Raw genomic sequence first — 25,821 nt, 5'->3', positions numbered from 1 at the left:
GAGTCCATTCTGAATGGGCGTGGCAGGCGTCTATCCATCTTTCCGGCTGACATGACTGGGTCTCCAACATCAAACTTGGAGCCTCACGATGAACATTGCCCAAAATTTTGCCAAACCCGAAGTCACAACCGGACCACTTCCGGCCTCGACAAAAATCCATCTGCAAGGCGAAGTCCACCCGGATATTCGCGTCCCGATGCGCCAGATAGCGCTTCATCCGACCTCGGGCGAGCCGCCCGTCAACCTCTATGACAGCTCCGGCCCCTATACCGATCAGGCGACGACGATCGCGATCGACAAAGGCCTTCCCCGCAACCGCACTGCCTGGATTGCAGGCCGCTCAGACGTTGAAATCTATACAGGTCGTCATATCAAGCCGGAAGACAACGGCTTCGTCTCCGGCGACCGGTTGACGCCGGAGTTTCCCGTGCGCCACCCGCCCTTGCGCGCAGCAGACGGCAAAGCGGTCACCCAGCTCGCCTACGCCCGGGCCGGGATCATCACACCGGAAATGGAATTCATCGCGATACGCGAAAACCTCGGCCGCAAGGCAGTAAGCGAGACAATGGCTCGTGACGGCGAAAGTTTCGGGGCGCATATCCCCGACTATGTCACGCCGGAATTCGTCCGCATGGAAGTCGCTGCCGGCCGCGCGATCATCCCGGCCAATATCAACCATCCGGAACTGGAGCCGATGATCATCGGCCGCAATTTCCTCGTCAAGATCAACGCCAATATCGGTAATTCCGCCGTCACCTCCTCGATGGCGGAGGAGGTCGAAAAAATGGTATGGGCGATCCGTTGGGGCGCCGACACGGTCATGGACCTGTCCACCGGCCGCAACATTCACAACATCCGCGACTGGATCATCCGCAATTCGCCAGTGCCGATCGGCACGGTCCCCCTCTACCAGGCGCTGGAAAAGGTCGGCGGCATTGCCGAGGACCTGACCTGGGACGTCTACCGCGACACGCTGATCGAACAGGCTGAACAGGGTGTTGATTATTTCACCATCCATGCCGGCGTCCGGCTCGCTTACATCCCGCTGACCGTCAACCGCGTCACCGGCATCGTCAGCCGCGGCGGCTCGATCATGGCCAAGTGGTGTCTGCATCATCACCGCGAGAGCTTCCTCTACGAGCATTTCGCCGAAATCTGCGACATCTGCCGCACCTACGACGTGTCATTCTCCCTCGGCGACGGGCTCCGTCCCGGCTCGATCGCCGACGCCAATGATGCCGCGCAGTTTGCCGAACTGGAGACGCTGGGGGAACTGACCCAGATCGCCTGGGCCAAGGATTGCCAGGTCATGATCGAAGGGCCCGGCCACGTGCCGATGCACAAGATCAAGGAAAACATGGACAAGCAGTTGAAGGTCTGCGGCGAGGCCCCCTTCTATACCCTCGGGCCGCTGACCACCGATATCGCTCCCGGCTATGACCACATCACGTCCGGCATTGGCGCCGCCATGATCGGCTGGTTCGGCACGGCCATGCTTTGCTACGTCACGCCGAAGGAACATCTCGGTCTGCCCGACCGCAACGATGTGAAAGTCGGCGTCATCACCTACAAGATCGCGGCCCATGCCGCCGATCTCGCCAAGGGTCATCCGGCGGCGCAGGTTCGAGACGACGCCCTGTCGCGCGCCCGTTTCGAGTTTCGCTGGGAGGACCAGTTCAACCTCTCGCTCGATCCGGATACGGCGCGGTCCTTCCATGACGAGACGCTTCCGAAGGAGGCGCACAAGGTCGCGCATTTCTGCTCGATGTGCGGCCCCAAATTCTGTTCGATGCGGATCTCGCACGACATCCGCGCGGAAGCGCAGAAGGAAGGCCTGGCCGCGATGGCGGAAAAATTTCGCCAGGGTGGCCAGCTCTACATGCCATTGGGCGAGACAACCCAGCCAAAGGCGGGCGAGTAAAATGACCCTTGTCATAAGAGGGGCCGGCATTGCCGGCCTCGTCACCGCCCATGAACTGGTGAACCGTGGCTTTTCGGTCGAAGTGCACGAACGCGCCGGTGCAGTTGGCCATGGCGCGTCCCACTTCGCCGGCGGCATGCTGGCGCCATATTGCGAACGGGAAGCCGCGCCGGATCTAGTCTTGCAGATTGGGCTCCGGGGTCTGGATTGGTGGCGCAAAAAAATGCCCGCAGACGTGATCAGCAAGGGCACACTCGTCCTTGCCCAGCCGAGAGACATGCCCGAGCTCAGCCGTTTTGCAACGCGCACGCAGGGCTATGAATGGGTGGATGCCGAAGCCATCGCCGCCCTGGAGCCGGACCTGGCGGGACGTTTCCACAAGGGCCTGTTCTTTGCCGACGAGGCGCATCTGGATCCCCGCCGCGCAATGCGGCGACTGTATGAGGACCTGGAAAAACGTGGCACCGTGTTCCGTCTCTCTTGCGACAAAACGATGACGCCATCCGCCCTCCATGGAACCGGCACTGGCGCTGGCACTGGCACTGGGGATGGCGGCCACGGCAATGCCGGCAATTGCATCATCGACTGCACCGGCGCGGCAGCCATTGGCGCCTTGCCTGGTCTGCGTGGCGTGCGCGGCGAGATGCTCTATCTGCACACTCCGGATATCACCCTTTCGCGGCCAGTCCGCCTCCTCCATCCGCGCCATCCTCTCTACGTCGTGCCACGGGGGAACGATCTGTTCATGCTTGGAGCAACGATGATCGAGGCCGCAGACAGTGGTCCGATAGCGGTCCGATCTTTGATGGAACTGCTCAACATGGCTTTTGCCGTGCACCCTGCATTCGGCGAGGCGCGTGTCACCGAAACAGGCACAGGCATCCGTCCCGCCCTTGTCGACAACGTCCCCCGCGTAGTCGAGACGCCGGAGGGTCTGGCCGTTGCCGGCATGTATCGTCACGGCTTTCTGCTGGCGCCGGCGATGGCGCAGGAAGTCGCCGATCGGCTTGAGCAACGGCACACCAATCGTGAAAGGAAATTCGCATGAGGCTGACCGTCAATGGCGAGCCGAAGGACTGTACGGCCGCAACACTTGCGGAACTGCTGACGGCACTTGAATACGAAGGCGACTGGCTGGCAACCGCCGTCAATGGCGACCTTGTCCATCGCGAGGACCGCTCTCGACACCAACTCACGCAAGGCGACCGGATCGAGATCCTTTCGCCGATGCAGGGAGGATGACATGACCCTAACGCTCTACGACATTGAGGTCTCATCGCGCCTGTTGCTCGGCACGGCGCGCTATCCGTCACCGGCAATTCTTGCCGAAGCAATCCGCCGATCCGGCACCGACATCCTCACCGTATCGCTTCGTCGCGAAACCGCCGGCGGCAAGGCGGGCGGCGCATTCTTCCAGCTGGTCAAGGATCTCGGCGTGCATGTCCTGCCCAACACCGCCGGCTGCCATAGCGCATCGGAAGCCGTCCTGACAGCAAGAATGGCGCGTGAAATCTTCGCCACCAACTGGATCAAGCTGGAGGTCATCGGCCACCAGGACACTTTGCAGCCCGATGTCTTTTGCCTGGTTGAAGCTGCACGCATCCTGAGCCAGGAAGGTTTCCACGTCTTTCCCTATACGACCGACGACCTGGTCGTCGGGGAAAAGCTGCTGGAGGCCGGCTGCAAGGTCCTGATGCCCTGGTGCGCACCGATCGGCAGCGCCATGGGGCCGCAAAATCAGACCGCATTGCGAGCCATGCGGGCGGAGTTTCCCGATATACCGCTGATCGTCGATGCCGGCATCGGCAGACCATCCCATGCGACAATCGTCATGGAGCTTGGCTATGACGCCGTGCTTCTGAACTCAGCGGTCGCCGGCGCTCTTGATCCCCCGATGATGGCACAAGCCTTCGCGGAGGCGATTGCTGCCGGGCACAAAGCTTATCAGGCGGGCATGCTGGAGCCCCGCGACATGGCCGTTCCCTCAACCCCGGTGATCGGCAAGGGAGTATTTGCATGAAACTTGACCCATTCTATCTGATTGTCGACAGCGCCGACTGGATCGAAAGGCTGGTGCCCTGCGGCGTGAAACTCGTGCAGTTGCGCATGAAAAATATCGATCCGCCCAAGCTACGCGATCATGTCCGCCGCGCCAGGCAAATCTGCGTGCGGCATGGCTGCCAGCTGATCATCAACGATTATTGGCAGACTGCCATCGACGAAGGATGCGATTTCATCCATCTCGGCCAAGAGGATCTGGCCGACGCAGACATCAACGCGATCCGCAAGGCCAACCTGAAAATCGGCATTTCGACCCATGACGAGGCGGAACTGGAGACAGCCCTTGCCCTTGCCCCCGACTATGTCGCACTCGGCCCGATCTATCCGACGACATTGAAAAAGATGAACTGGCCAGCGCAAGGTCTGGAAAAACTTGCCCTGTGGAAAAGCAGGATCGGCGCCTTGCCACTTGTGGCGATCGGCGGCTTACGCGTTGATCGGCTTTCGGGTGTGTTTGCAAACGGCGCGGATATCGCCGCCGTTGTGACCGACATCGCGCAAAACCAGGATCCGGAAGCGCAAACGAAGCGATGGATCGAGCAGACCTCGGCCATTCGGCAGATTAACGGACCGGATTGATGATAGTGAGGAACGATCGGTTGAAATCGGCAAAATGACTATGGCCGTCCCACGGAGACCTTAGGCCTCGTGGACAACAGAAGCCGCCGCACATCATGGAGCCGGGAGTGGTCGCGATGCATCCGTCATTTTTCATTGCCCTCCAGCCGTGAGCGCAACATCGCATTTTCCGCTTCCAACTGAGCCAACCGTTGCCGCAGCGGATCGACTGCCTGCTCGACCTCCTGCTGTGTATAGCGGGGCGTGATATGCTGCGGGCAGTTCCAGTCATAGGCTTCGAGACGGATTTTGAAGATCCGTTCGATTTTTGCCTTGTAGCCAGAATCCTGAACACGCTCTGTCAGCGCCGGGTCTGTATCGAGCGCCAGCCGTTCGACATGCCCGTACATCTTGAGACGAGCCCGGCGCGGATAGTCCATCAGAAACAGGCAGGCGCGATCATTTTCCTCGAAATTGCCCGTGCTGATGTATTGGCGGTTGCCGCGATAATCCGCAAAGGCCAGAGTCTGGTCATCAATGACCTTGAGGAAACCGGGCGCACCGCCACGGTGCTGGACATAGGGCCAACCCGTTTCGGAAACGGAGGCGATGTAGAAGCTGTCACGCTGCTCGATAAAGGCGACCTCGTTTTCCGTGAAGCGATCGGAGGGACGATCGTGGTCCCCCAGCCAGATCTGGTCGGCGCCCATTTCGGCCTGCGCTGCCCGAACGCTCGGGGTCACAGCCACCTCCAGAAAATGGTATGGCACTGATTTTCTCCCTACACCGTTTAGGACACAACTCTGCTGGCTGCAGTGTCATATCATGCTCCAAGCATCCGAGGCCATGCCGCAAATACTCTCAGCCAGCATCTCGTGCGGCCTGCTGCGCACGCTGCTAACGTTCCATCACCGCATCATAATTTGAGGGCACCGGTCTGTTGAACTGGCCAAGCTCAGCGGGCTCTGGTGTGCTCGCAATAAATCTTCCAGGGACCCTAGCCTCTCCCTGACGGAAGTGACACATCCGATATCCGCCAGAGTTCCCTCGATACCGTCGTCCTCCACACCGGCCCAGCGCAGACAATCCAAAAATTTTGACTGGCGTTCAGCGTCGGTAAGAGGCATCGCAATGGCACCGTTGGCATGGAGCCGCTCGGTCCGTACCGTTCGCCCGTCAAGCAGAGTCACAGAAACCTGGTGCGCAATGCGTTCTGCGCCGCGCTCTTCCTCTACGCTGAAGGCGCTCATAAAAATCTTCGGCATCTGGCGACGGATCTGCGGTCGGAAGATCGCCTCTCGCGTGAAATCCGCAAGAGAAAGTCCACCTTGAAGAAGAGCAGCGGCAAGACAATATTGCATCGAGAACCGTGCCTGCATTTCATCCGCGGGATCTGGATAAGCAAGATTGTCGACGGCGGACCGACCCACCTTCGTATCGATGCGTCGCACATCATCGAGCACGAAGCCATGCTCCTTTTGCAAGTCGCGGGCAGCGTCGATCACACGATGCGTAGAGGCGCAACAAGGATGGAGTTTGGTCACCAATCCCCGCGTTTCTATAATATGGCTCTCGTCCCAGGAGAGCGCACTCCATCCCGCTTGTTCCGCGCCACCAAACAGACCGAGGAAGCCCTGTGGGCCCTCCAGGATGTCCAGTTTGCCGGTTATCCCCGCGCGCGCAAGATACGCCGCGTCGACCGCATTGCGCGCTGCCATGCCAGCATGCAGTGGCTTCACGGGTGTTCCAAACTGGCCCTTCGGACCGGCGGCAAAACTGGTCGCGATACTCATGGCCTGCGCGACGGCTACTTCATCAAGGCCAAGCAGAACTGCCACGCCAGCTGCCGCTCCGATGCAACCGACCGTCGAAGTCGCATGCCAACCCTTATTGTAATGGGACGGGTTGACGCCGAAACCGACCGCGGCCTGCGCTTCGAGGCCCGCAAGATAGGCCCGGACAAGCTGATGACCGGATATGGCATCGTCAGCCGATGCGATAGCCAGCAATGCTGGCACCAGCACCGCCGATGCATGGGCGCGGGCGGGATGGAAGTTATCATCGAAATCCAGGCAATGTGCCGCAGTTCCATTGACCAAAGCTGCGATAGAGGGCGATGCACGCCCACCGGTGAACACCATCGAGACCCCGTTTGGTCCGATTTCGTTGAGAAAGGCCTTCGCGACAGATTGAGGCGTCGGATCAAAGGCTCCTGCCACCATGCAGCCGATCGTATCGACGATGGCCTGCTGAGCGCGAGTTGTGGCGAGACCCGAAAAGGCCGTTCTCGAAAACACCTGTGTCGCGATTCTTTCCAATACTGTTGCCATTCACCAATACCCTTGCAATGTCTTTGAGACTGGCTGCAATAATGTAAGGCTCAGACCTGTCGTTCAATCTTATGCAGTTTGCGGGTGATTCTATTCGTTTTTGGGAGAAAGAATGACGCAGGGCAACGAGATCACGATCAGCGTCAAGCACATCCACGCCTATGACGCGATCGCCGCCACCGGCTCGACCATTGCGGCAGCTGCCGATCTGGGCATTTCCCAATCCAACGCCAGCCGCCTGCTGCACCAGCTGGAACTCTATCTTGGCGTACGCCTGTTCGACCGCGACAAGAACCGGCTTTCGGCCACCCGCGAAGGCCTGCAGCTCGGTCCGGAAATCCGGGCGATCTCCGACCGCCTGACTGCGCTGAAAGTAACGGCACTGGAACTCGAGAATGGTCGATCTCTTGAGATCCCTTTGCGCCTCGCCTTCCCGGCCAGCCTCTCTGTGACTTTGGTGCCCCGCCTGATCAAGCGCTTCCTTGCCGAGAACGGGCCTGTCCGCATCGAGGTCGCCTCCGGCAACTACGTGGCGATCGAGCGCATGGTCGCGGACGGTCATGCGGATCTCGGCTTCACCCGCCTGCCGTCGCCAACACCTGGACTACGGGAGGAGCACCGGCTGTCGTCGAGCAATATCTGCGTCATGCACCGCGACCATTCATTGGCTGGAAAACCGAGACTGACAGTGCCCGACCTGAAAGCGCAGGATTTGATCCTGTTGAACCGTGAACGGCCGGTCCGGCATGAACTGGAAGCGCTGTTCTACCAGCAGGGGCTGCGCCAGCGACCGTCGATAGAGGCACATTCGGTCGGCTGCGCCTGCGCGTTGGCGGCAGAGGGCCTGGGTATCGCCATCGTCAGCGAATTGCTCGCGCTGGAATACCGGACGATGCCGCTGGCCTTCCTGCCGCTCGAACCGGTCCTGGGCGTCGATTATGCAATTGTCAGTTCCGACCGTGTGCCGCTACCGAAATCCGCGGGCCCCATTTTGCGCTATCTGGCGGAGTGGACATGAGAGGCAACATACTGTTTCTACGCCACGACTGGCCACAGGACCGCGCCCTCCGATGATCAATTTCAAACAGCTCGAAGTGTTGAAGACCCTGCTTGCAACCGGCTCGACCATCGCCACGGCCAAAAGCATGGGGCTCAGCCAGTCCGGCGTCAGCCGTCTGCTGCAGCAGCTCGAATCCGATCTGTCGCTGACGCTGTTCGACCGCGACAAGGGGCGGCTCATTGCAACACCGGAAGCGAGCATTCTGGCGCGCGATGCGGAAAACATTCTGCTCGGGCTGAGCCGGTTCTCCGGGCTGGCCGAGGATCTGCGTAGCGGTGCTGCTGGTCCGGAAGTGGTGCGCATAGGTCTGCCGAACAGCATGTGGGAGAATTTTGCACCGGCCATGCTGGTCGATTATGCGCGGGAATTTCCCACAGTGCGCATCGAGACATTTTTCGAAACAACATCAGTGATCGCCCAGCTGATCGAACAGCAGGTGATCGATTTCGGCTTCCTGCGCTACGAAGGACAGATCGGGCCGGGTGTCGAAATGGAGAAGGTGGCAACCGGCACCAGTGTCTGCGTACTGCCCGAAAATCACCCGCTCGCCGCCCTTCCCGAAATTGCTCCGAAAGACCTGCGCGGCCTGCCACTGATCCATATCGGCCGGCAGCGGCCGACCCGCATGTTGCTCGACCAGACGTTCCAGCGCGCCGGCGTGAAGCAGAATGTAAAGATCGAGACACATACCAACAGCTCGGCCTGCGCCTATGTTGCGCATGGGCTCGGCATTGCTATCCTCAGCAGCTTCTTTGCCAATCTCTATCGTCACCTGCCGATCGTGCAGCGACCGTTCGTTCCGGTCACGACACAGGATTTCGGCCTGGCAAAGCCTGCGGCAGCTCCATCGTCACTTGCTGCAAAAGCCTTGATGGCCGCGTTGAAGCGTCAGATCGAAAGATCGCAGAAAGTCGAATAGAAACAAAAGCATGAATGCTAACACAGGCATCCAGCATCACCTGGCGGCGAGCACGATCTGCATAAGACTATGATGAAACTGCATAATATTGCACAAAAAACTCTCATCGCTCATAGTCGCCGCATAAGCAGCCGGTGACTTCGAGATCCGGCCCCGACAATCGCGTTCAGGGGAACCGATGATTAGATTCATACTCAACCGTCTGCTGATGGCGCTGCCGACCGTCGTGATCGTCTCGATCACGGTCTTTGCGCTGATCCGCTTCATTCCGGGTGACCCGGCTGCCCTCATGCTTGGCGACATGGCGACGCCCGAGCAGGTCGCCGAGATGCGCACCGAACTCGGCCTCGACAAATCCATGCCGGAGCAGTTCCTCGTCTGGAGCGGCAATGTTCTGACCGGCGATTTCGGCCGCTCGATCGTCAATGACGAGGAAATACTGCCACTGGTCGTCTCGCGCTTCATGGTGTCGGCCGAAATCGTCATCATTGCGGTGATCCTCGCCAGCCTGATCGCGGTTCCGGCCGGCGTGATCGCCGCCTGGCGGCAGAACAGCATCACCGATCTGGCGCTGGTCGGCACGGCCACGGTTCTGCTGTCGATCCCGACCTTCTGGCTCGGCCTGTTGCTGCTGCTCTTCTTCGGCCTGAAGCTCGGCTGGTTGCCGGTGCTCGGCTATGTCTCGATCAGCGACAACCTGGTCGGCGGCCTGCTCTATCTGGTCCTGCCGATCATGACGCTGGTGATCCATGAGGCTGGTGTTCTGATCCGCATGGCGCGGGCCTCGACGCTCGAAGTTCTGCGCCTGGACTACATCACCCATGCAAGGGCCAAGGGCCTGTCGGAAAGCGCCGTTCTCTGGAAGCACGCATTCAAGAATGCCTTCGGTCCGACCTGGACGATGATCGGCCTGATCCTCGGCAATCTGCTCGGCGGTATCGCCGTCATCGAGACGGTGTTCACCATTCCCGGCCTCGGCCGCCTGATGGTCGACAGCATCTTCCAGCGCGACTACCCGGTCATCCAGGGATGTCTGCTGTTCGTCGCGCTCTCCTATGTGGTCGTCAACCTGATCGTCGATCTTCTTTATCCCCTCTTCGATCCGCGTGTGGTGGCCGAATGAAACATTTTACCCTCAATGGCCTGATCGGCGGCGTGCTCGTTGCCATCCTGCTGATCGTCGCCGCCATCGGCCTGTTCTGGACGCCCTACGACCCGATGAAGCTGAGCTTCACCGCAAGGCTTGCAGCCCCCAGCGCCGCCCATTGGCTCGGCACCGACGAATTCGGCCGCGATGTCGCCAGCCGCCTGATGATCGGCGCGCGCGCCAGCGTCTGGATCGGCTGCCTGACCGTCGGCTTCGCCGCCATCGTTGGAACCCTGATCGGCATGATCAGCGGTTATGCCCGCGGCTGGATCGATGGCGTGATCATGGCGATCAACAATGCGCTGCTGGCCTTTCCCGGCATCCTCCTGGCCCTCGGCCTGCTCGCGGTATTCGGCGCCAACCAGTATGGCATCATCTTCGCACTCGGCATCGCCTATACGCCGTCGATGGCGCGTGTCGTCCGCGGTGCGGTTCTGTCGCTGCGCGAACGCGAATTCATCGAAGCCTCGAAGATCATGGGCAATAGCGAGATCTACACCATGCTGCGGCATATCCTGCCGAATTGCCTGGCGCCGATCACTGTGCTCTCCACCTCGATGTTCGGCTGGGCGATCCTGTCGGAAAGCGCCCTCAGCTTCCTCGGTCTGGGCGTTCCGCCACCGGCTCCCACCTGGGGCAATATGCTGGCCGCTGGCCGCCCCTTCATCGAACAGGCCGTGTGGCTCGGGCTTTTCCCCGGTCTCTGCATCGCCCTCACCCTGCTTGGTATCAACCTGCTCGGCGATGCACTGCGCGACAAACTCGATCCCCGCATGCGAGGTCTGAAATGACACAGGAAAAACTTCTCAGCCTGCGCAATCTGACGCTCGAGGTCGCGCATCGCGGTGTCGAAGTGGTCAAGGATGTCAGCTTCGACCTTGAGGCGGGTGAAATCTTCGGCATCGTCGGCGAAAGCGGTTCCGGCAAGTCTCTTGCCACCCGTGCACTGATCTCGCTTCTGCCGCCGGCCATTCGCAAGGTCGCAGGCCAGGTCATCTACAAGGGCCGCGACATCACCTCGATGAGCGAAGCGGATCTGCGCCGGATGCGTGGTGCCGAAATCGGCCTGGTGTTCCAGGAGCCGATGACGTCGCTCAACCCGTCGATGACCATCGGCCGCCAGCTGGAAGAGGGTCTGACCCTTCATACCAGTGACACGCCGGCGGAACGCGGCACAAAGATCCTCGCCATGCTGGAGCGGGTCGGCATTCGCGAGCCGGAACGGGCATTGAGCGCCTATCCGCATGAGTTTTCCGGCGGCATGCGTCAGCGCATCATGCTGGCCTCAGTCATGCTGCTGAAACCCGCCCTGCTGATTGCCGACGAGCCGACAACGGCGCTCGACGCGGTCATCCAGCGCGACGTGATGGAACTGATGGTCGAACTGACCAAGGCGGAAGGCACCGCCGTTCTGCTGATCAGCCACGACCTGCCGATGGTGGCGCGTTATACCAGCCGTATCGTGGTCATGGAAAAGGGCGCGATCGTCGAGGCCGGCACCACCGAGCAGATCCTCGAGACGCCGCAGCATGCCTATACCCGCAAGCTGCTGTCATCCCTGCCGATCCGTGGCGAGGTTCGCACCATCGACACCACGTCGGCGCCGATGGTATCGGCCCGCGACATCGTCGTCGATTATCCCGGCCGCAAGTCGCTGCTGAAGAAGGGCACACCCAAACGCGCCCTGCACGGCGTCTCGATCGATATCCACGAGGGTGAAGTCGTGGCGCTGGTCGGCGGTTCGGGATCGGGCAAGACGACACTGGGCCGGACCATTGCCGGACTGGTCAACGAGACCGAGGGCCAGATCCTGTTTCAGGGACGCAAGCGCGACGCCGACTGGCAGGATTACCGGCTCAACTGCCAGATGGTCTTTCAGGATCCCTATTCCTCGCTCGATCCGCGCATGACCATTCTGGCGCTTGTCGAGGAAGCCCTTCGGCTGGTGCCCGGCATTGATCGCGCCGCCAAGAAGAAGCGCGCCTACGAGACGCTGGAGGAAGTCGGTCTCGGGCCGGATTATGCGCTGCGTTATCCGCATGAGCTTTCCGGTGGCCAGCGACAGCGCGTGGCAATCGCTCGCGCCATCGCCCGCCGGCCGCGCTTCCTGATCGCCGACGAACCGGTCTCGGCACTTGATGTGACCGTGCGCGCGCAGGTGCTGACGCTCTTTTCCGATCTGCAGAAACGCTACGGCTTTTCCTGCCTGTTCATCAGTCACGATCTCGGCGTCGTCGAGCAGGTGGCCGACCGCGTCGTCGTCATGCAGGACGGCCGGATCATCGAACAGGGCGATCGCGACACGATCTTCGACACCCCGAAGGAGGCCTATACCCGGCGCCTGCTCTCGGCCATCCCCGCACTCGATCTCAACGAGACCGGCGGCGTCAAACTGAAATGGCGCCTGGAGAACTGACAATGACCAACAGCACGACATCGAACACAGCGGCCGGAACCTCGGCCGAACGCCTCAACGCCGTCTGCGACGCGCAGAGGTTCACGACGCGCTTCAGCATCCGCAACCTGCTGACCGGCGAGACATACGACCGTGGTGCCGACGAGGAGACACCTTCGGCCAGCACGCGCAAGACGTCGATCATGATGGCAGCGCTGAAGGCCGTGCATGATGGCCGCCTCGACCTCGACGAGCAGATCACCTACGAGGCCCGCTTCGCCGAAGAGGTCGCCAGCGGCATGTTCCGCTACATGACGCCCGGCATCATCATTTCGCTGCGCGATGCCATCACCGGCATGATGGTGCTGAGCGACAATGTCTGCACCAAGATGGTGTTCGAGCGGCTGACGCTGGAAGAGGTCGACAGCTACTGCAAGTCGATCGGCATGAGCGATACGCATCACCGTTTCCTCATCCCGCCATTGGCGCTGTCGCCGGATCACACATTGAAATCCGTCACCACCACCACGGCACGCGACCAGTTGTTCCTGCTGCAGGCGATCCTGGATGCCCAGACCTCGCCGGATGCGGCGGCCAAGCTCGGTACGTCGCAGGAACTCTGCGCCTATGCGCTGCAGACCCTGAAGAACCAGATCCTGCGTTATGCCATTCCGTCGCGGCTGCCATTCGGCACCGTCGTCGCCCACAAGGGCGGCACGGGCAAACGCGGCCGGATGAATGCCGGCATCGTCTACCGCGACGGAAAACCCTTCTACATCATCGCTGCCTTCACCGATCAGGTGCCGCAGGAAATGCCCGACGGCACGCCGGGCTACACGATGTCTCTCGAAACCATCGGCAGGCTGTCACGCGCCTGCTGGGACGAATTCCAAGCCTGAACACACAGACAAACTTCAACAAAAAAGAGGGTAGAACATGAAGACCATTCTCCTGGCCGGAACGATCCTGATGTCGCTTGCCGGTGTTTCCACCGCCCGTGATATCGTCATCGCCCAGAGCTCCGATCTGCGCAGCAACAATCCCGGCGTCAACCGCGACGGCAATACCGATGGCGTCATCCTGCACATCGTCGAAGGCCTTGTCGGCTATGCCAACAATGGCGAGGTCAAGCCGCTTCTGGCCCAGTCCGTCGACATGTCGGCCGATGGCCTGACCTATACGTTCAAGCTGCGCCCTGACGTGAAATTCCACAACGGCAAGACCCTGACCGCCGAAGACGTCGTCTGGAACTGGAACCGCTATCTCGACCCCGCGACCAAATGGACCTGCCTGAAGGATTTCGATGGCAGCGCCACCCTGAAGGTGACAGGCATCAAGGCAACCGATGCCACGACCGTCGAAATGACGCTCGACAAGCCGTCGGCGGTTTTCCTCGGACTGATGTCGCGGCCGGAATGCGGCTATACCGGCATGATCTCGCCTGAATCCGTGGCTGCCGACGGCGCGTTCGACAAGCCGATCGGTACCGGTCCGTTCCAGTGGGACGAATGGAAGAAGGGTGAATATATCCATCTCGCCAAGTTCGACGGTTACGTATCCCCGACCAATGACGGCACGCCTGATGGCATGGTCGGCTCGAAGCGGCCGCTGGTCGACGGCATCAAGTTCATGGTCATTCCGGATGCTTCGACGGTGAAGGCCGGACTGCAGTCCGGCGTTCTGGATACGGCCGAAATCTCGCCCGACCTGATCCCTGAATTCGAAAAGAGCGAAACCGCGCAGGTCATCATCTCGCAGAACAACGGCAAGAACCTGTTCTATATCCAGACCCGCGATCCGATCATGGGCAAGCCCGGCGTGCGCCGCGCCATGGCCATGGCACTCGATCTCGACGAACTGGTCGCCGCAGCATCGAACGGCACCGGCAAGGCAAACGGCTCGATGGTTGCCTCGGACTCGGTGTATTTCAGCGAAACCCAGCAGAAGCGCCTGCCTTATGATCTGGAAGCCGCCAAGAAGGAACTGGCTGACTCCGGCTACAAGGGCGAACCGATCAGCATCATCGCCAACAAGCGCGGTAATGTGCCGAGCTTCCCGGCCGCCGTCATTGCCCAGGCAATGCTGCAGCAGATCGGCCTGAACGTGCAGATCGAGGTGCTCGATTATGCGACCCAGGTCGACCGCCGCCGCTCCGGCAATTACCAGATCATCTCGCAGTCCGTGGCACCGCGCCTCGATCCTGCGCTGATGTACAGCTTCTATGTCGGCGACAAGGACAAGAATGCCTCGCTGATGTGGGACAATCCGAAGGCCGTCGAACTGATGAAGGCGGCCTATGCGGAAATCGACACGACCAAGCGTCAGGCGATCTTCGACGAATTCCACGAACTGATGCTCCAGGAAATGCCCGGCATCTTCCTCTACGACATGATCGACGTCTGGGGCGCGACCAAGGCACTCAAGGGCCAGCCGGTCTGGCAGTCGAATGCCCGCCTCTGGGAAGTTTCGCTCGACAAGTAAAGTGAAGCCGGGTGGCGCGTCCATGGACGCCGCGCCACCCGCTCGTCCGCAGTCAAAATCAGCGGACATCAATTCCTGCGCCACAGACCTGATTTCCCGAGGACATAGCATGCCCGATACCGCCGCCCTGCAATCGCTCACCACGGCCATCGATCACCTTGCGCCGACATTCACGACGCTCAGTGACAGGATCTGGGAATTTGCCGAACTGAAGTTCCAGGAAGTCCAATCCTCGGACCTGTTGATCGACACGCTGAAGCAGAACGGTTTTTCGGTGCGCCAGGACATTGCCGGCATGAAGACAGCCTTCATCGGCGAATATGGCAGTGGCAAGCCGGTCATTGCCTTTCTCGGCGAATATGACGCGCTGGCCGGCATGAGCCAGAAAGACGGCGTTGCCAAACAGGAAGAACTGGCCTCGGGTGCCAGCGGCCATGGCTGCGGCCACAATCTTCTCGGCAGCGGCTCGATGCTGGCGGCCATCTCGCTTGCCAAACATCTGGAAGCCAATGGCCTGCCGGGCACTGTCCGCTATTACGGTTGCCCAGGCGAAGAAGGCGGCTCCGGCAAGACATTCATGGTTCGGGCCGGTGCCTTTGCCGATGTCGATGCGGCGCTCACCTGGCACCCCGCCCCCTTCAACGGCGTGCGTTCGACCAACAATCTCGCCGTTCTCGAATATTACTACCGCTTCAAGGGCGTGGCGGCCCATGCTGCCAATGCCGCCCATCTCGGGCGTTCGGCACTCGATGCCGTCGAACTGATGAATGTTGGCGTCAACTTCCTGCGCGAGCACATGCCGCAGGATTGCCGCGTGCATTATGCGATCACCGATGCAGGTGGACGCGCCGCCAATGTCGTGCAGGCCAAGGCGGAAGTGCTCTATCTGGTGCGCGCACCGGAAATGTCGGAAGCGTTAGCGCTGGCAGAGCGCATCGACAAAGTGGCCCGTGGAGCCGCGATGATGACAGAAACCGAAGTCGAGATCGTCTTCGATACGGCCGCGACCAATCTCCTGCCCAATCTGACGCTTGAAAACGCCATCCATGCCAATCTGGTTTCGATCGGCCCTGTGCCTTTTGACCAGAAGGACATCGATTTTGCGGCCGGGATCCAGGCGACGTTTTCTGGCGAGGCGATCCGCAGCAGCATCCGGCTCTACCAGATCAACAAGGATGTCTTTTCCAACGAGAAGATCGATGGCACGACACCGCTGCATCTGGGCCTGCGTGATTTCGAAGGACAGTCGCATTTCCGCGCCGGCTCGACCGATGTCGGCGATGTCAGCCGCGTCACGCCGACCGCGCAATGCTGGGCGCCTGCATGGGCGATCGGCACCAATCCGCATACCTGGCAGGTGGTTGCACAAGGCCGCAGCCCCGCCGCCCACAAGGCAATGATCCATGCCGCAAAAGCAATGGCCGCAACCGGGCTTGACCTCGCAACGTCACCGCAATTGCTGGCCAACGCGAAAGCGGAGTGGCTCGAGAAAATCAGTGATCAGCCCTACATCTGCCCTATACCGGAATCTGTGATGCCGGACACGGTAGTCTATGCATAAGCTTTCTGCCGATGCGGATCGTCCTTTCCGATGCCTGGCTCAGACCCGATTTCCCTTCAGTTTCCGGAAGAGTGTTGGGTAGAGGTCAATGTTTTGGATTTCGTTCACGTTCGACGTGTCGAGGTGATAGTCCAAAAACGCAAAAAGCCCCACGAGAGAGCTTTATTGGGATCGCAGGGATATTTGCTTGCGGAGGCCTGATGGGACATAGACTTTAAAAATCGGCAGCCTTGAACGAAATCGAACCTGAAGCCCTTTGGTGGCAGGAGAAGTGAGCCTAGCCGTTTCGAAACAAGGGAGCGTAAGTGAAGCTGTCGTCGCTGTCGAACGAAGCCTTGCGGACCTCGACCCCGTATAGCCGCGCAAGGCTCGTCTCCGAGAGAATGCGAGCCGTCGGGCCAAAGTCGAACTCGTTGCTGCCATACATCAACAACACGTCGCTGGCGATTTCCAACGCATGTTGCGGCGAATGGGTGGTGAACAGCACGGTCATGCCGTGCTCGCGCGATAACCGGTCCAGAACCGAAATGACCACGGCCTGATTGTGATAGTCGAGCGCGGAACAGGGCTCGTCGAGGATCAGAACCTCACATTCCGACACGAGCGCCTGGGCAATGATGACAAGCTGCCTCTGGCCGCCGCTCAGCGCATTGAACGAGCGTTTTGCAAGATGATTGATACCGAGCATGGTCAACTGCCGGTGGACGGCGTCGTAGTCTCGTTGTTGAGGGGTCCCGAACAAGCCGAGCTGACGGGCCCGTCCCATCAGAACGATGTCGGTGACGGAATAATCGAAAGCGACATCGAAAAGCTGCGGCACGTAGCCGATACGGGCCTGGCAATAGACCTTGCCTCGGCTCGGCGGCAGCAAACCCGCGATGGTATTGATCAGGCTGGTCTTGCCGACACCATTGGCACCGAGAATCGCCACGACGCTGCCGTTGGCAATGGCAAGATCGTATCCTTCGAGGACCGGTCGGCCGCCGCGTTCCACAGACAGATTGCGGACTTCAATCACTCTTCCAGCCTCCTCTGCTCTGCATGCGCCGCAGGAGGACGGCAAAAACCGGAACGCCAATCAACGACGTTATGATTCCGACCGGAATTTCAGCCGTTGTGGCGGTTCGTGCGATGTTGTCGACCAATAGCATGTAAATCGACCCGAGCAGGATGGAGACCGGCAGCAGACGGCCATGGTCAGGCCCCGAAATGACCCGTGCCACATGCGGAATGACGAGGCCGACCCAGCCGATGATTCCACAGCAGGCCACCACGCCGGCCGAGATGACGGCGGTTGCACCCAGGACTGCCCACTGAACCGTCGCGACCGGTGATCCAAGCGCCCGCGCCTTCTCCTCGCCAAGCGAGATGATATTGATCTGAAACCGCATGAGGTAGATCACTGCCAACGCTGGAACCATGACCATCGCCATCAGCAGAAGGTCTTCGTAATTGGTCGACGCCAGACTGCCCATCAGCCAGTAGGTAATGGCCGGCAGTTTCTGGTGGGGATCGGCGAGCAGCTTCACGATCGAGATCGCCGAACCGAAGAAGGCGGAAATGATGACGCCAGCCAGCACAAGTGCCAGAACGGACGTCCTGCCGCGCGAACTTGCCAGCACCTTGACAATCATGACGCTTGCCAGCCCGAAGAGGAAGGCAATGGTGAAAAGACCATAACCGAAGATACCCGACAGGATGGCCAGCGTCCCGCCAAAGCCGGCGCCGCTGGTGACGCCAATGATATTCGGATCGACCAGTGGGTTGCGAAACAGGCCCTGCAAAGCGGCACCTGATGCCGCAAGCCCGGCGCCAACCAGCACTGCGGCCAGGATCCGAGGCAGGCGCACGAGTTCCACGACCTGCTCCTCCAGCACCGTCCAGTCGGAGTTGCTCGCCGGCATCAGATTGTCGGCAAGGATGCGGATGACCTTCAGCACATCGAGGTCATAGCGCCCAATGGTGATCGAAACGAGGATGAGGCAGACGAGCACTGCAAACAGCACCAGCACGGCAGGCGTTGCGCTCCTGCCGTGCTGGCGTGAAATTGTCTCGCTGGTCGAGACCATGGACATTACTTGAACAGGGCTGCGTATCCGGGAGCCTGGCTGTTTGCCTCCAACTCAAGAATACGGTTGACGAGGGCGTCGTCCGGTTCGCGACCGTAGATCGTCACGTAGGCATCGCGAACAGTCTTGCGGAAGTCTTGGTCGATCGGCCCCATTTCCGGATGAGCAACCATCGCGAGCCATACGGCCGACAGGAACAGTTCCGGGGAATCTGGCGAGGCGTTGAACTTAGGCACCTTATAGACGCGCTTGTTCTTCACCGCATCCATACCGGAAAGCAAGGGATGCGCATAGAAATCGGACGGGTTGAGCGTCACGGCCTGGGCCGGAATGATGATCATGTCCGGGTTCCAGGTGAAAAGTTGCTCCACGTCGACATTCTTCCACCATTCGCCGCTATCGTCCGCCGCCAGGTTCTTGATGCCGCTCAGGGAAAAATCCTGCGAGGGATTGGCAACGACCTGGATCTGGTCGCCGAGCTTCTCGATATAGACGAGGCTGACTTTCTTGTCGTCCGCCAGTTCACCGAACTTCGCCTTCATCGCCGCGTTGGAATCATAGTGAAGCTTGAGCGTCGCTTCTGCCCGTTCCGGATGACCGGAAATGATGCCGCTCATGGTAATGTAGTCAAGGCGCTGCTGCTCCGAGCAGCACCCCCAGGCGGCAACCTTCAGGCCGACGCGCTCCAGTGGCTCGATCAGGTCCGGGTTGTGCATGGCCTGGATCACCAGCTGCGGATTTGTTGCCAGGATTGCCTCGACATTCGGGGCAAAGCCGTCGCGGGCAGCCGTTCCGTCGAGCTCAAGCAATTCGGGAATGAGGTCCGCATAGACGAAGTTCTTCATGCGGGCAATCGAATCCGCGTTCACCGCCACCATGTGATCGGTCGTGCGATCGGCCGAATAATAGATGAACGGCGCTGCCCGGATGATCGTCGCAATCCGCTCGGGAGGCGCTGCCAATTCGATCTTCTGCCCGCGGTGATCCTCGAAGCTGATCGGTTTGTCAGCGGCGTGAGCGACCGAAACCGCCAGCATTGCCGCAAGGCCGGTAAAAACAACAGTCTTCATGATCTTTGCCCCGCATTGTTATGTCGCGGACCTGATATGATATATTGACTATTTATGTCAAGTTTAGATATCTGCCACCTATGGCAAGGTAAAAATTGGATGGGGCATGGGAAAGATAGGCTATGTGACATGGGGCAACGCCGCGCAGGTGCGCAGCTTCCAGGACTTTGCCCATCTGCTCGACGACATGCTCTATCTTCGCGAACTGGATCGGCATGATCTGGGCGCCTACGCCGCCATCATCATCCCGGATGTCATGGATTGCGTCGAGCTGAGAGCGCACGCCCGGCAATTGAACGACTATGTCCGCAATGGCGGCTTTCTTATCGTTTTTTCGATCCGCGACATCGAGAACATCATTGATGTGGTCGATCTCAAATGGCAGCCGGTCAACGCGCGAGACTGGCTCTGGTGGACACGCCCCAATCCCTATCTCGAGGTCCGGCAGCCGGAGCCTCGGCATCCGATCTGCGACGCCATTTCACTTGCGGACATGAGCTGGCACTGGATGGGAGCACTGGAGAAACATCCCGACGCCGAGCACATCCTGACGCTTGACGACGACAGCCTCAGCCTCTTCATGGACTTCCGAAATCTCCAAGGCGGCGGCCGCCTGATGGTGACAACGCTCGATCCGCACGGCCACAACGGCGAGCGCTTCATGCCGGCCACCACCCGGTTCCTCGAAGCATTCTATCCATGGCTAAATCGCGAACTCGGGATCGACCGGGAAAGAAAGACACTGAACCTTACCTATCTGCGGGCGCTTGACAGCACCTGGGATTGGGAACCGCCCGGGCTGGCCGAAACCTTCGAGGCAACTGGCATCACCCTTCGCTACCACGGTCTCTATGATCTCGATGAGACCGTGCTGCGGGAATCCGATTTCATCTACATCCCCAACAACACGGACGAAATATTCCTGCGCAGCAGGGCCGCCGATTTTCTCGCCTTTCTGGAGCGCGGCGGGCATCTCATCCTGTCGAGCCAGCCGGCCATTGCGTGGCTGCCATTCATGTCGACGTTCCGCACGGTTGCACCACGCCCTTTCACCAACCTGAAAGTACGCGTCCGGCAGGACCCGCTCGGCTTCTTCTCGAATGTCAGCGACGAATTCGACGGCTGGCAGGGCATTTTCGGCCAATACGCGCGCGGCTGGACGGACATGCCGGAGGGCGCCATCTGGCTGACCGACATCGGCCCTGCCGACGACCCCAAACCTGCGGACTGGCTGTGGAAATACCCGACCTCCGACGACAAGGGTGGCTACCTGGTCATGCACAACGGCGACAGCATCGTGCGTTATCCAGATCATGGCCAGCACGGCCCCTGCCTGCTGCGCGACATCTGCAACGGCATCGTTGCCGCAAGAGGCACGACCCCGAAGCCGGAAAGACCATCTTACCCAAACCTGTCGTGGGTCATGTGCGACTGCCACCGCCCACAACGCTTCACGGCCGCGGCCCGCTAATGAACCATCCGCTCCCATACACAACTCAATCCATTTTTTGGAGACATTCGATGACCATCCGAATTCCCATCGCTATCGCGGGAATAGCCCTCGCCATCCTCCAACCCATCCCAGCGCTCGCCGACCCAATCACCATCACCGACCATGAAGGCCGCGTTGTCACGCTTACAAAGCCCGCAGAGCGGATCGCCTCGATCCCGATCCCGATGGCCTCGACGATCATCGCCATGGACGGCGGAACCTCTAAACTGGTCGGCATGAACCCGACTGCCAAGTCGGCAATCGTCGAAGGTGTACTGGGCAAGATATTTCCCGAAGCCAAGGACATACCCTCCGACATCACTGCGCCGAACTTCATTCCCAACGTCGAGGAACTGGCGGCCACCAATCCTGAACTGGTGATCCAGTGGGCCGATCGCGGCCCGGACCTGGTCGACCCGATCGTCAATGCCGGCCTGAATGCCCTTCTGATCTCCTACGGTTCGGAAGAGAAGACCAAGCAGTACCAGGCGATGGTGGCGACTGCGATGGGCAAGCCCGAGCGCGCCGAGATGATCAATGGCTGGCGCGACCAGGTGGCCGCCGAAATGGCCGCTCGGTCGAAGGACATTCCGGTCGAGAAGAAGCCGCGCATCCTGTATCTCGGCCGCGCGCTGGAAAGCCTGACTGCGTCGGGTGACAAGGGCAATTATGCCGCCTTCTACGTCGATCTGGCCGGCGCCATCTCCGTCTCGGCCAATCTCGAGGGCCAGGGCACGACGATCAGCCCCGAGCAGATCGCCGAATGGAACCCCGACGTCATTCTCCTCAACAGTTTCGAGGCCAAGCTCGGCCTTGAGCGGATCTATGACGACCCGATCCTGTCGCTGACCAAGGCCGCCCAGGACAAGCGTGTCTACAAGTTGCCGCTGGGCGGCTATCGCTGGGATCCGCCGAACCAGGAAAGCCCGCTGACCTGGATGTGGCTGGCCAATCTGATGCATCCCGACATCTTCCAGTACGATCTGCGCGGCGAGATGAAAACGGCCTACAAGACACTCTACAACTACGACCTGACCGACGAGGACATCGACGGCATCCTGTGGATCGGCATGCAGGGCGACGCCACCGACTACGCCCAGTTCAAGGCGAAGTAAGATGGCGATGGCGGCGATGGACAGCGGACGCCGAAATCTGATCGGCTTTCGGATAGGCACGTTCGGGCTCATGGTGCTGGCGCTGATCGCCAGCATGCTGTTTGCGATCGGCGCAGGGCGCTTTTCCGTCGAAGTGCCACGGATCGGCGAGATCCTGCTCGCGGCGATCCTCAACCCGGATGCCGCGCCGACCCAGATGGACGAACGCATCGTGCTGCTCGTGCGTCTGCCGCGCGTGCTTCTGGCGGCGCTGTCGGGCGCGGCTCTCGCCGTCGGCGGCGCGGCACTACAGGGCGTGTTCCGCAATCCGCTGGTCTCGCCGCAGGTGCTCGGCATCAGCCAGGGTGCCGCCTTCGGCGGCGCGCTCGCCATCCTGTTTGGCTATTCCGGCGTGGTTCTGCTCGGCATGGCCTTCATCCTCGGCCTGTCAGCGCTGGTGATCGTCGGGCTTCTCGCACGCATCAACGGGCGAACCGAAGTTATCACTGTGATCCTCGCCGGCATGATCGTCGGCGCGCTGTTTGCGGCACTGGTCTCCGTCGTGCAGTTCCTCGCCGACCCCAACACCTCACTGCCCGCCATCGTCTACTGGCTGATGGGCTCGTTCTCGACCGCCACCTGGCCACGCCTCTGGCTTGCCTTGCCGGGCATGGGCCTTGGCCTCTTCGTTGTCTGGATGTTGCGTTACCGGCTCAACCTGCTGGCGCTCGAGGAACAAGAGGCCCGCTCCCTCGGTGTCAATCCGGACCGGGAACGCTGGTATATCTTCGTTGCGATTTCGCTGATGACCGGCACGTCGGTCGCGGTCGCCGGCATTGTCGGCTGGATCGGCCTCGTCGTGCCGCACGCTGCACGCATCCTTGTTGGTGACGACCACCGAGCACTGATACCGGCCTCGGCGCTTCTCGGCGCGGCTTATCTGACCTTCATAGACACCATGGCCCGGACGCTGACGGCGGCTGAAATCCCGCTCGGCGTGTTGACCGCGCTGGTCGGCGCCCCGGTCTTCGCCGTGCTGCTGCGACGCCATTTCAGGGAGACGAACCACACATGATCGGATTTACCGACGCATCCGTTTCCTTCGGCAGCCGCACGCTGTTTTCCGGTATCACATTCAACGTGCCCGTCGGTCGCACAATGGCGGTTCTCGGCCCCAATGGACGTGGCAAGACCACCCTGTTGCGTGCCTTGCTCGGCTTCCAGCCGCTGGCAAAAGGTGCACGAACCGCACCGAAGATCGCAGGCTACGTGCCGCAGCACGGCGCTTCGCAGGCGAAGCTCTCAGGGCTGGAGGTTGTCGTCATGGGCCGTGCAGCAAGGCTTGGCCTGTTCGGCCAGCCTTCGGCGGATGACCGCGCCTCGGCAGAGGCAGCCTTGGTCGAACTGGGTGCATGCCATCTGGCGGATCTGCGCTACGACCGGATGTCCGGCGGCCAACGGCAGATGATTTTGATTGCCCGCGCGCTCGCCACTGGCTCACCTGCCCTGATTTTCGACGAGCCAACGTCGGCGCTCGACCTCGGCAACCAGTCACGCACGCTCGAACTCCTGAACACACTGAGGCTGCGCCGGGACAAGGCGATCCTGTTCTCCACACATGATCCGAACCATGCCTTGGCCTCCGCCGACGATGTGCTTCTCATGATGCCGGGCGGACACGAGGTGCACGGCACCGTCGCCGAGATGATACAGCCTGACCTTCTCTCCGAACTCTACGGTGTGCCGATGCGCTGGGTCGAGGTGACTGGCCCGACCGGTGAACCGCGTCGCGCCATCCTGCCCGCGTTCTCCGGCATAGGGGTCGCGGCATGACCACGATCTACCTGAAATCCTCCTTCGACGAACCTTCCGATACCGTGAGGGAAGCGGCAGCGCGTGGCGAGGTGACAATCGTCGCGCAGGCAGACCTTACGGCTGATATTCTACTGGCCCATCAGGGACTGGTCACCGACAATCAACTCGACCAGAATGCCATGCTGGCGATCAAGGATGCGATCACCGCCTTTCTCGACGCAGGCGGACGTTGGTTCTTCAATGGACACTTCGTCCGGCCGTTGGTCGATGGCGTGGCACAGTATCGCCCTATCGCCGATCCGAAGCGGCCCGATTTCGATCTTTCCCCGATCAATCCACATCCACTTTTTGAAGCCATAGACCTGAAGATGCTGGAGACCAACAAGGGTGTCGCCGGCTTCTATGGGCGCGGCTGCAATCCCCTGCCGAACGGAGCGGCAGCGATCAACGGGTTGGGCGCGGCCAATGTTCCGGTCGACTGGGTCTGGGCACGACCGCAGGGTGGCCGCATCTTCTCCCATGCCGGAAATGATCTTGGCTCGATGGGGCTTGAATGGAACCTAGCGCCGGAGCTTACCCGTCGCATCATCGAATGGGCCAATGGCGGAACCTGTCTCAACCCGTGGCCGGTCTCTCCCGCTCGTCCTGCAGAAAACCTGCCGCTAGCCTCTTCCGAGAACTATGGCGGTATGCGCATGTCCAGCAGCAAGGGAAGGCGCATCGTCGCGCCGACCTCGGGCACCTACTACAACATTCGCAGTCTCGAAGGCCCGGCCCATACAACGATCTTCGACATCATCTGCGCGCCGGAAGAGCTTCCAGAGCTATTGCAGCCGGATGATGTTCTCTGGGTTCCGTGCCGCACGCCGGCAAACCGCATGATTGCCCAGAAAGCAACTATTATGCGGCATCTGCAGTCGGGTGGAACCGTCGTCGCGCTCGGCGAAAGCAGGTCGGATCTCTGGCTACCCGCCATCAAATTCACCGCCACACCGACCAATTGGTGGTGGTGGCTCGATCCCTCGGCCGATCTCGGGGTCCGGGTGACGGATGCCGCGGCAGATCACCCGCTTATGCGTGGTATCGGCCATAGGGAGGCAACATGGCACCTGCACGGCTGGTTCGTTCCACCGGAAGGTACTACCGTGCTTGCGCACGATGGCGAAGGCCGCGCCATCCTCTACGAGGACACAGTTTCAACGCCCGGCCGGATGATCATTTCCTCCCTCGATCCGATGTTCCATCACGGCTCACATTTCATGCCGGCCACAACCCGGTTCCTCGATCGCTTCGTACCGAACCTCAAGGCTTATCTCGATGTATGACACCATTACCGTCCGTGAAAACGGCAAGGACCTTACCTTCTCCTTTAACGACATCAACGCCTATCACGGCGGCGGGTTTCCCGGTGGCGTGGTGCATGGGCTGAAAGCGATGCAGGCAGCGTTTCCACTGCTGTCCGATATGCCGTTGGAAAGGCGGGAAGTTTCGGTACTGACCGCATTCTCCGGTCCCGGCGGCCGGGACGCGCTCGAGATGGTAACGCGCGCCCTGACTGACGGACGCCTTGTCGTTGACAAGTCGATTGGTGGCAAGGATGTGATCAACGACCATCCGGGGCCATATGTGTTTCGCTTCACCTATCGCGATAAAGCGGTGGAAGCGATAATAAAGCCTGGGCATGTCCGAGAGGAGTTCGTGACACTGGGCGCCAAGAAGGACAAGACACAGGAGGAAGTTGCGCGCCACGAAGCTCTGAAAGCTGAAATGGCAAACCGATTGCTGCAAGTCGCAGCGGAGCAGATTTACAGTGCGTCCGTTGTTGCTTTGGATGGCAAGTAGCAGGCG

The 25,821-nt window shown here is 60.4% G+C and carries 23 protein-coding genes and 1 pseudogene; 19 read left to right on the top strand and 5 right to left on the bottom strand.

Annotated elements, in window-relative coordinates; translation table 11 throughout:
• Positions 1 to 88: 88 nt before the first annotated feature.
• From thiC to GVK95_RS11395, 5 genes are read left to right on the top strand one after another with little or no spacing between them, the layout of a single operon-like run.
• On the top strand, positions 89 to 1,921 hold the full coding sequence (thiC, locus tag GVK95_RS11415) for a phosphomethylpyrimidine synthase ThiC (protein WP_159949617.1): 1,833 nt from the start codon (positions 89 to 91) through the stop codon (positions 1,919 to 1,921).
• Between the two features lies 1 nt (position 1,922).
• On the top strand, positions 1,923 to 2,969 hold the full coding sequence (gene thiO / locus GVK95_RS11410) for a glycine oxidase ThiO (protein ID WP_159949615.1): 1,047 nt from the start codon (positions 1,923 to 1,925) through the stop codon (positions 2,967 to 2,969).
• Positions 2,966 to 3,163, top strand: a complete 198-nt coding sequence (thiS, locus tag GVK95_RS11405; protein WP_159949613.1) for a sulfur carrier protein ThiS — start codon at positions 2,966 to 2,968, stop codon at positions 3,161 to 3,163. The genes thiO and thiS overlap by 4 nt, the downstream gene beginning before the upstream one ends.
• Before the next feature lies 1 nt (position 3,164).
• Entirely contained in the window at positions 3,165 to 3,941 is a 777-nt protein-coding gene (locus tag GVK95_RS11400) for a thiazole synthase (protein WP_159949611.1), read from the top strand.
• Complete coding sequence (locus tag GVK95_RS11395) at positions 3,938 to 4,561, top strand: thiamine phosphate synthase (RefSeq protein ID WP_159949609.1); 624 nt, start codon at positions 3,938 to 3,940, stop codon at positions 4,559 to 4,561. Before GVK95_RS11400 ends, GVK95_RS11395 begins: the two co-directional genes overlap by 4 nt.
• 125 nt (positions 4,562 to 4,686) lie before the next feature.
• Here the strand turns inward: GVK95_RS11395 and GVK95_RS11390 are convergent, their stop codons facing one another.
• Both GVK95_RS11390 and GVK95_RS11385 read right to left on the bottom strand, forming a co-directional pair.
• Positions 4,687 to 5,310, bottom strand: coding sequence for a pyridoxamine 5'-phosphate oxidase family protein (locus GVK95_RS11390; RefSeq protein ID WP_159949607.1), 624 nt, complete (start codon positions 5,308 to 5,310; stop codon positions 4,687 to 4,689).
• Positions 5,311 to 5,448: 138 nt separating this feature from the next.
• Positions 5,449 to 6,870: an MmgE/PrpD family protein gene (locus tag GVK95_RS11385; RefSeq protein ID WP_159949605.1), complete on the bottom strand. Its 1,422-nt coding sequence runs from the start codon at positions 6,868 to 6,870 to the stop codon at positions 5,449 to 5,451.
• Between the two features lie 71 nt (positions 6,871 to 6,941).
• Here GVK95_RS11385 and GVK95_RS11380 point away from each other — a divergent pair.
• From GVK95_RS11380 to GVK95_RS11345, 8 genes and pseudogenes are all read left to right on the top strand, one after another.
• A pseudogene (locus tag GVK95_RS11380) lies at positions 6,942 to 7,888 on the top strand (LysR family transcriptional regulator).
• Between the two features lie 55 nt (positions 7,889 to 7,943).
• Complete coding sequence (locus GVK95_RS11375) at positions 7,944 to 8,849, top strand: LysR family transcriptional regulator (protein ID WP_159950262.1); 906 nt, start codon at positions 7,944 to 7,946, stop codon at positions 8,847 to 8,849.
• A gap of 178 nt (positions 8,850 to 9,027) precedes the next feature.
• Positions 9,028 to 9,972, top strand: a complete 945-nt coding sequence (locus GVK95_RS11370) for an ABC transporter permease (protein WP_159949601.1) — start codon at positions 9,028 to 9,030, stop codon at positions 9,970 to 9,972.
• Positions 9,969 to 10,787, top strand: coding sequence for an ABC transporter permease (locus tag GVK95_RS11365; RefSeq protein ID WP_159949599.1), 819 nt, complete (start codon positions 9,969 to 9,971; stop codon positions 10,785 to 10,787). The genes GVK95_RS11370 and GVK95_RS11365 overlap by 4 nt, the downstream gene beginning before the upstream one ends.
• Positions 10,784 to 12,412, top strand: coding sequence for an ABC transporter ATP-binding protein (locus GVK95_RS11360; protein WP_159949597.1), 1,629 nt, complete (start codon positions 10,784 to 10,786; stop codon positions 12,410 to 12,412). Before GVK95_RS11365 ends, GVK95_RS11360 begins: the two co-directional genes overlap by 4 nt.
• A gap of 2 nt (positions 12,413 to 12,414) precedes the next feature.
• A complete protein-coding gene (locus tag GVK95_RS11355; protein WP_159949595.1) occupies positions 12,415 to 13,290 on the top strand; it encodes a serine hydrolase in 876 nt (291 codons plus the stop codon).
• A 37-nt stretch (positions 13,291 to 13,327) separates the two neighbouring features.
• On the top strand, positions 13,328 to 14,872 hold the full coding sequence (locus tag GVK95_RS11350; protein WP_159949593.1) for an ABC transporter substrate-binding protein: 1,545 nt from the start codon (positions 13,328 to 13,330) through the stop codon (positions 14,870 to 14,872).
• Positions 14,873 to 14,981: 109 nt separating this feature from the next.
• Positions 14,982 to 16,433, top strand: coding sequence for a M20 family metallopeptidase (locus GVK95_RS11345; protein WP_159949591.1), 1,452 nt, complete (start codon positions 14,982 to 14,984; stop codon positions 16,431 to 16,433).
• A gap of 277 nt (positions 16,434 to 16,710) precedes the next feature.
• Here GVK95_RS11345 and GVK95_RS11340 read toward each other — a convergent pair whose 3' ends face one another.
• The 3 genes from GVK95_RS11340 to GVK95_RS11330 are packed head-to-tail and all read right to left on the bottom strand — an operon-like array spanning position 16,711 to position 19,572.
• The gene (locus tag GVK95_RS11340) at positions 16,711 to 17,451 is read right to left on the bottom strand and encodes an ABC transporter ATP-binding protein (RefSeq protein WP_159949589.1); all 741 of its coding nucleotides are present in this window, start codon (positions 17,449 to 17,451) and stop codon (positions 16,711 to 16,713) included.
• Positions 17,444 to 18,502: an iron ABC transporter permease gene (locus tag GVK95_RS11335; protein ID WP_244618750.1), complete on the bottom strand. Its 1,059-nt coding sequence runs from the start codon at positions 18,500 to 18,502 to the stop codon at positions 17,444 to 17,446. Before GVK95_RS11335 ends, GVK95_RS11340 begins: the two co-directional genes overlap by 8 nt.
• Positions 18,503 to 18,507: 5 nt before the next feature.
• A complete protein-coding gene (locus GVK95_RS11330) occupies positions 18,508 to 19,572 on the bottom strand; it encodes an ABC transporter substrate-binding protein (protein WP_159949585.1) in 1,065 nt (354 codons plus the stop codon).
• Positions 19,573 to 19,678: 106 nt separating this feature from the next.
• On the opposite strand from GVK95_RS11330, the gene GVK95_RS11325 reads away from it, so the two are divergent.
• From GVK95_RS11325 to GVK95_RS11300, 6 genes are read left to right on the top strand one after another with little or no spacing between them, the layout of a single operon-like run.
• Positions 19,679 to 21,043 carry a hypothetical protein gene (locus tag GVK95_RS11325; protein ID WP_159949583.1) on the top strand — a complete coding sequence of 455 codons (1,365 nt, stop codon included), beginning with the start codon at positions 19,679 to 19,681 and terminating at the stop codon, positions 21,041 to 21,043.
• Positions 21,044 to 21,093: 50 nt separating this feature from the next.
• Complete coding sequence (locus GVK95_RS11320; protein ID WP_159949581.1) at positions 21,094 to 22,179, top strand: ABC transporter substrate-binding protein; 1,086 nt, start codon at positions 21,094 to 21,096, stop codon at positions 22,177 to 22,179.
• Position 22,180: 1 nt separating this feature from the next.
• A complete protein-coding gene (locus tag GVK95_RS11315; protein WP_159949579.1) occupies positions 22,181 to 23,233 on the top strand; it encodes an iron ABC transporter permease in 1,053 nt (350 codons plus the stop codon).
• On the top strand, positions 23,230 to 23,991 hold the full coding sequence (locus GVK95_RS11310; protein ID WP_159949577.1) for an ABC transporter ATP-binding protein: 762 nt from the start codon (positions 23,230 to 23,232) through the stop codon (positions 23,989 to 23,991). Before GVK95_RS11315 ends, GVK95_RS11310 begins: the two co-directional genes overlap by 4 nt.
• On the top strand, positions 23,988 to 25,298 hold the full coding sequence (locus tag GVK95_RS11305; protein ID WP_159949575.1) for a hypothetical protein: 1,311 nt from the start codon (positions 23,988 to 23,990) through the stop codon (positions 25,296 to 25,298). Before GVK95_RS11310 ends, GVK95_RS11305 begins: the two co-directional genes overlap by 4 nt.
• Positions 25,291 to 25,815, top strand: a complete 525-nt coding sequence (locus GVK95_RS11300) for a hypothetical protein (RefSeq protein WP_159949573.1) — start codon at positions 25,291 to 25,293, stop codon at positions 25,813 to 25,815. The genes GVK95_RS11305 and GVK95_RS11300 overlap by 8 nt, the downstream gene beginning before the upstream one ends.
• Positions 25,816 to 25,821 lie beyond the last annotated feature (6 nt).

The sequence above is a fragment of the Rhizobium sp. 18065 genome, assembly GCF_902706095.1.
Classification (GTDB): domain Bacteria; phylum Pseudomonadota; class Alphaproteobacteria; order Rhizobiales; family Rhizobiaceae; genus Allorhizobium.
This window is presented reverse-complemented; position numbering and strand designations above follow the sequence as displayed.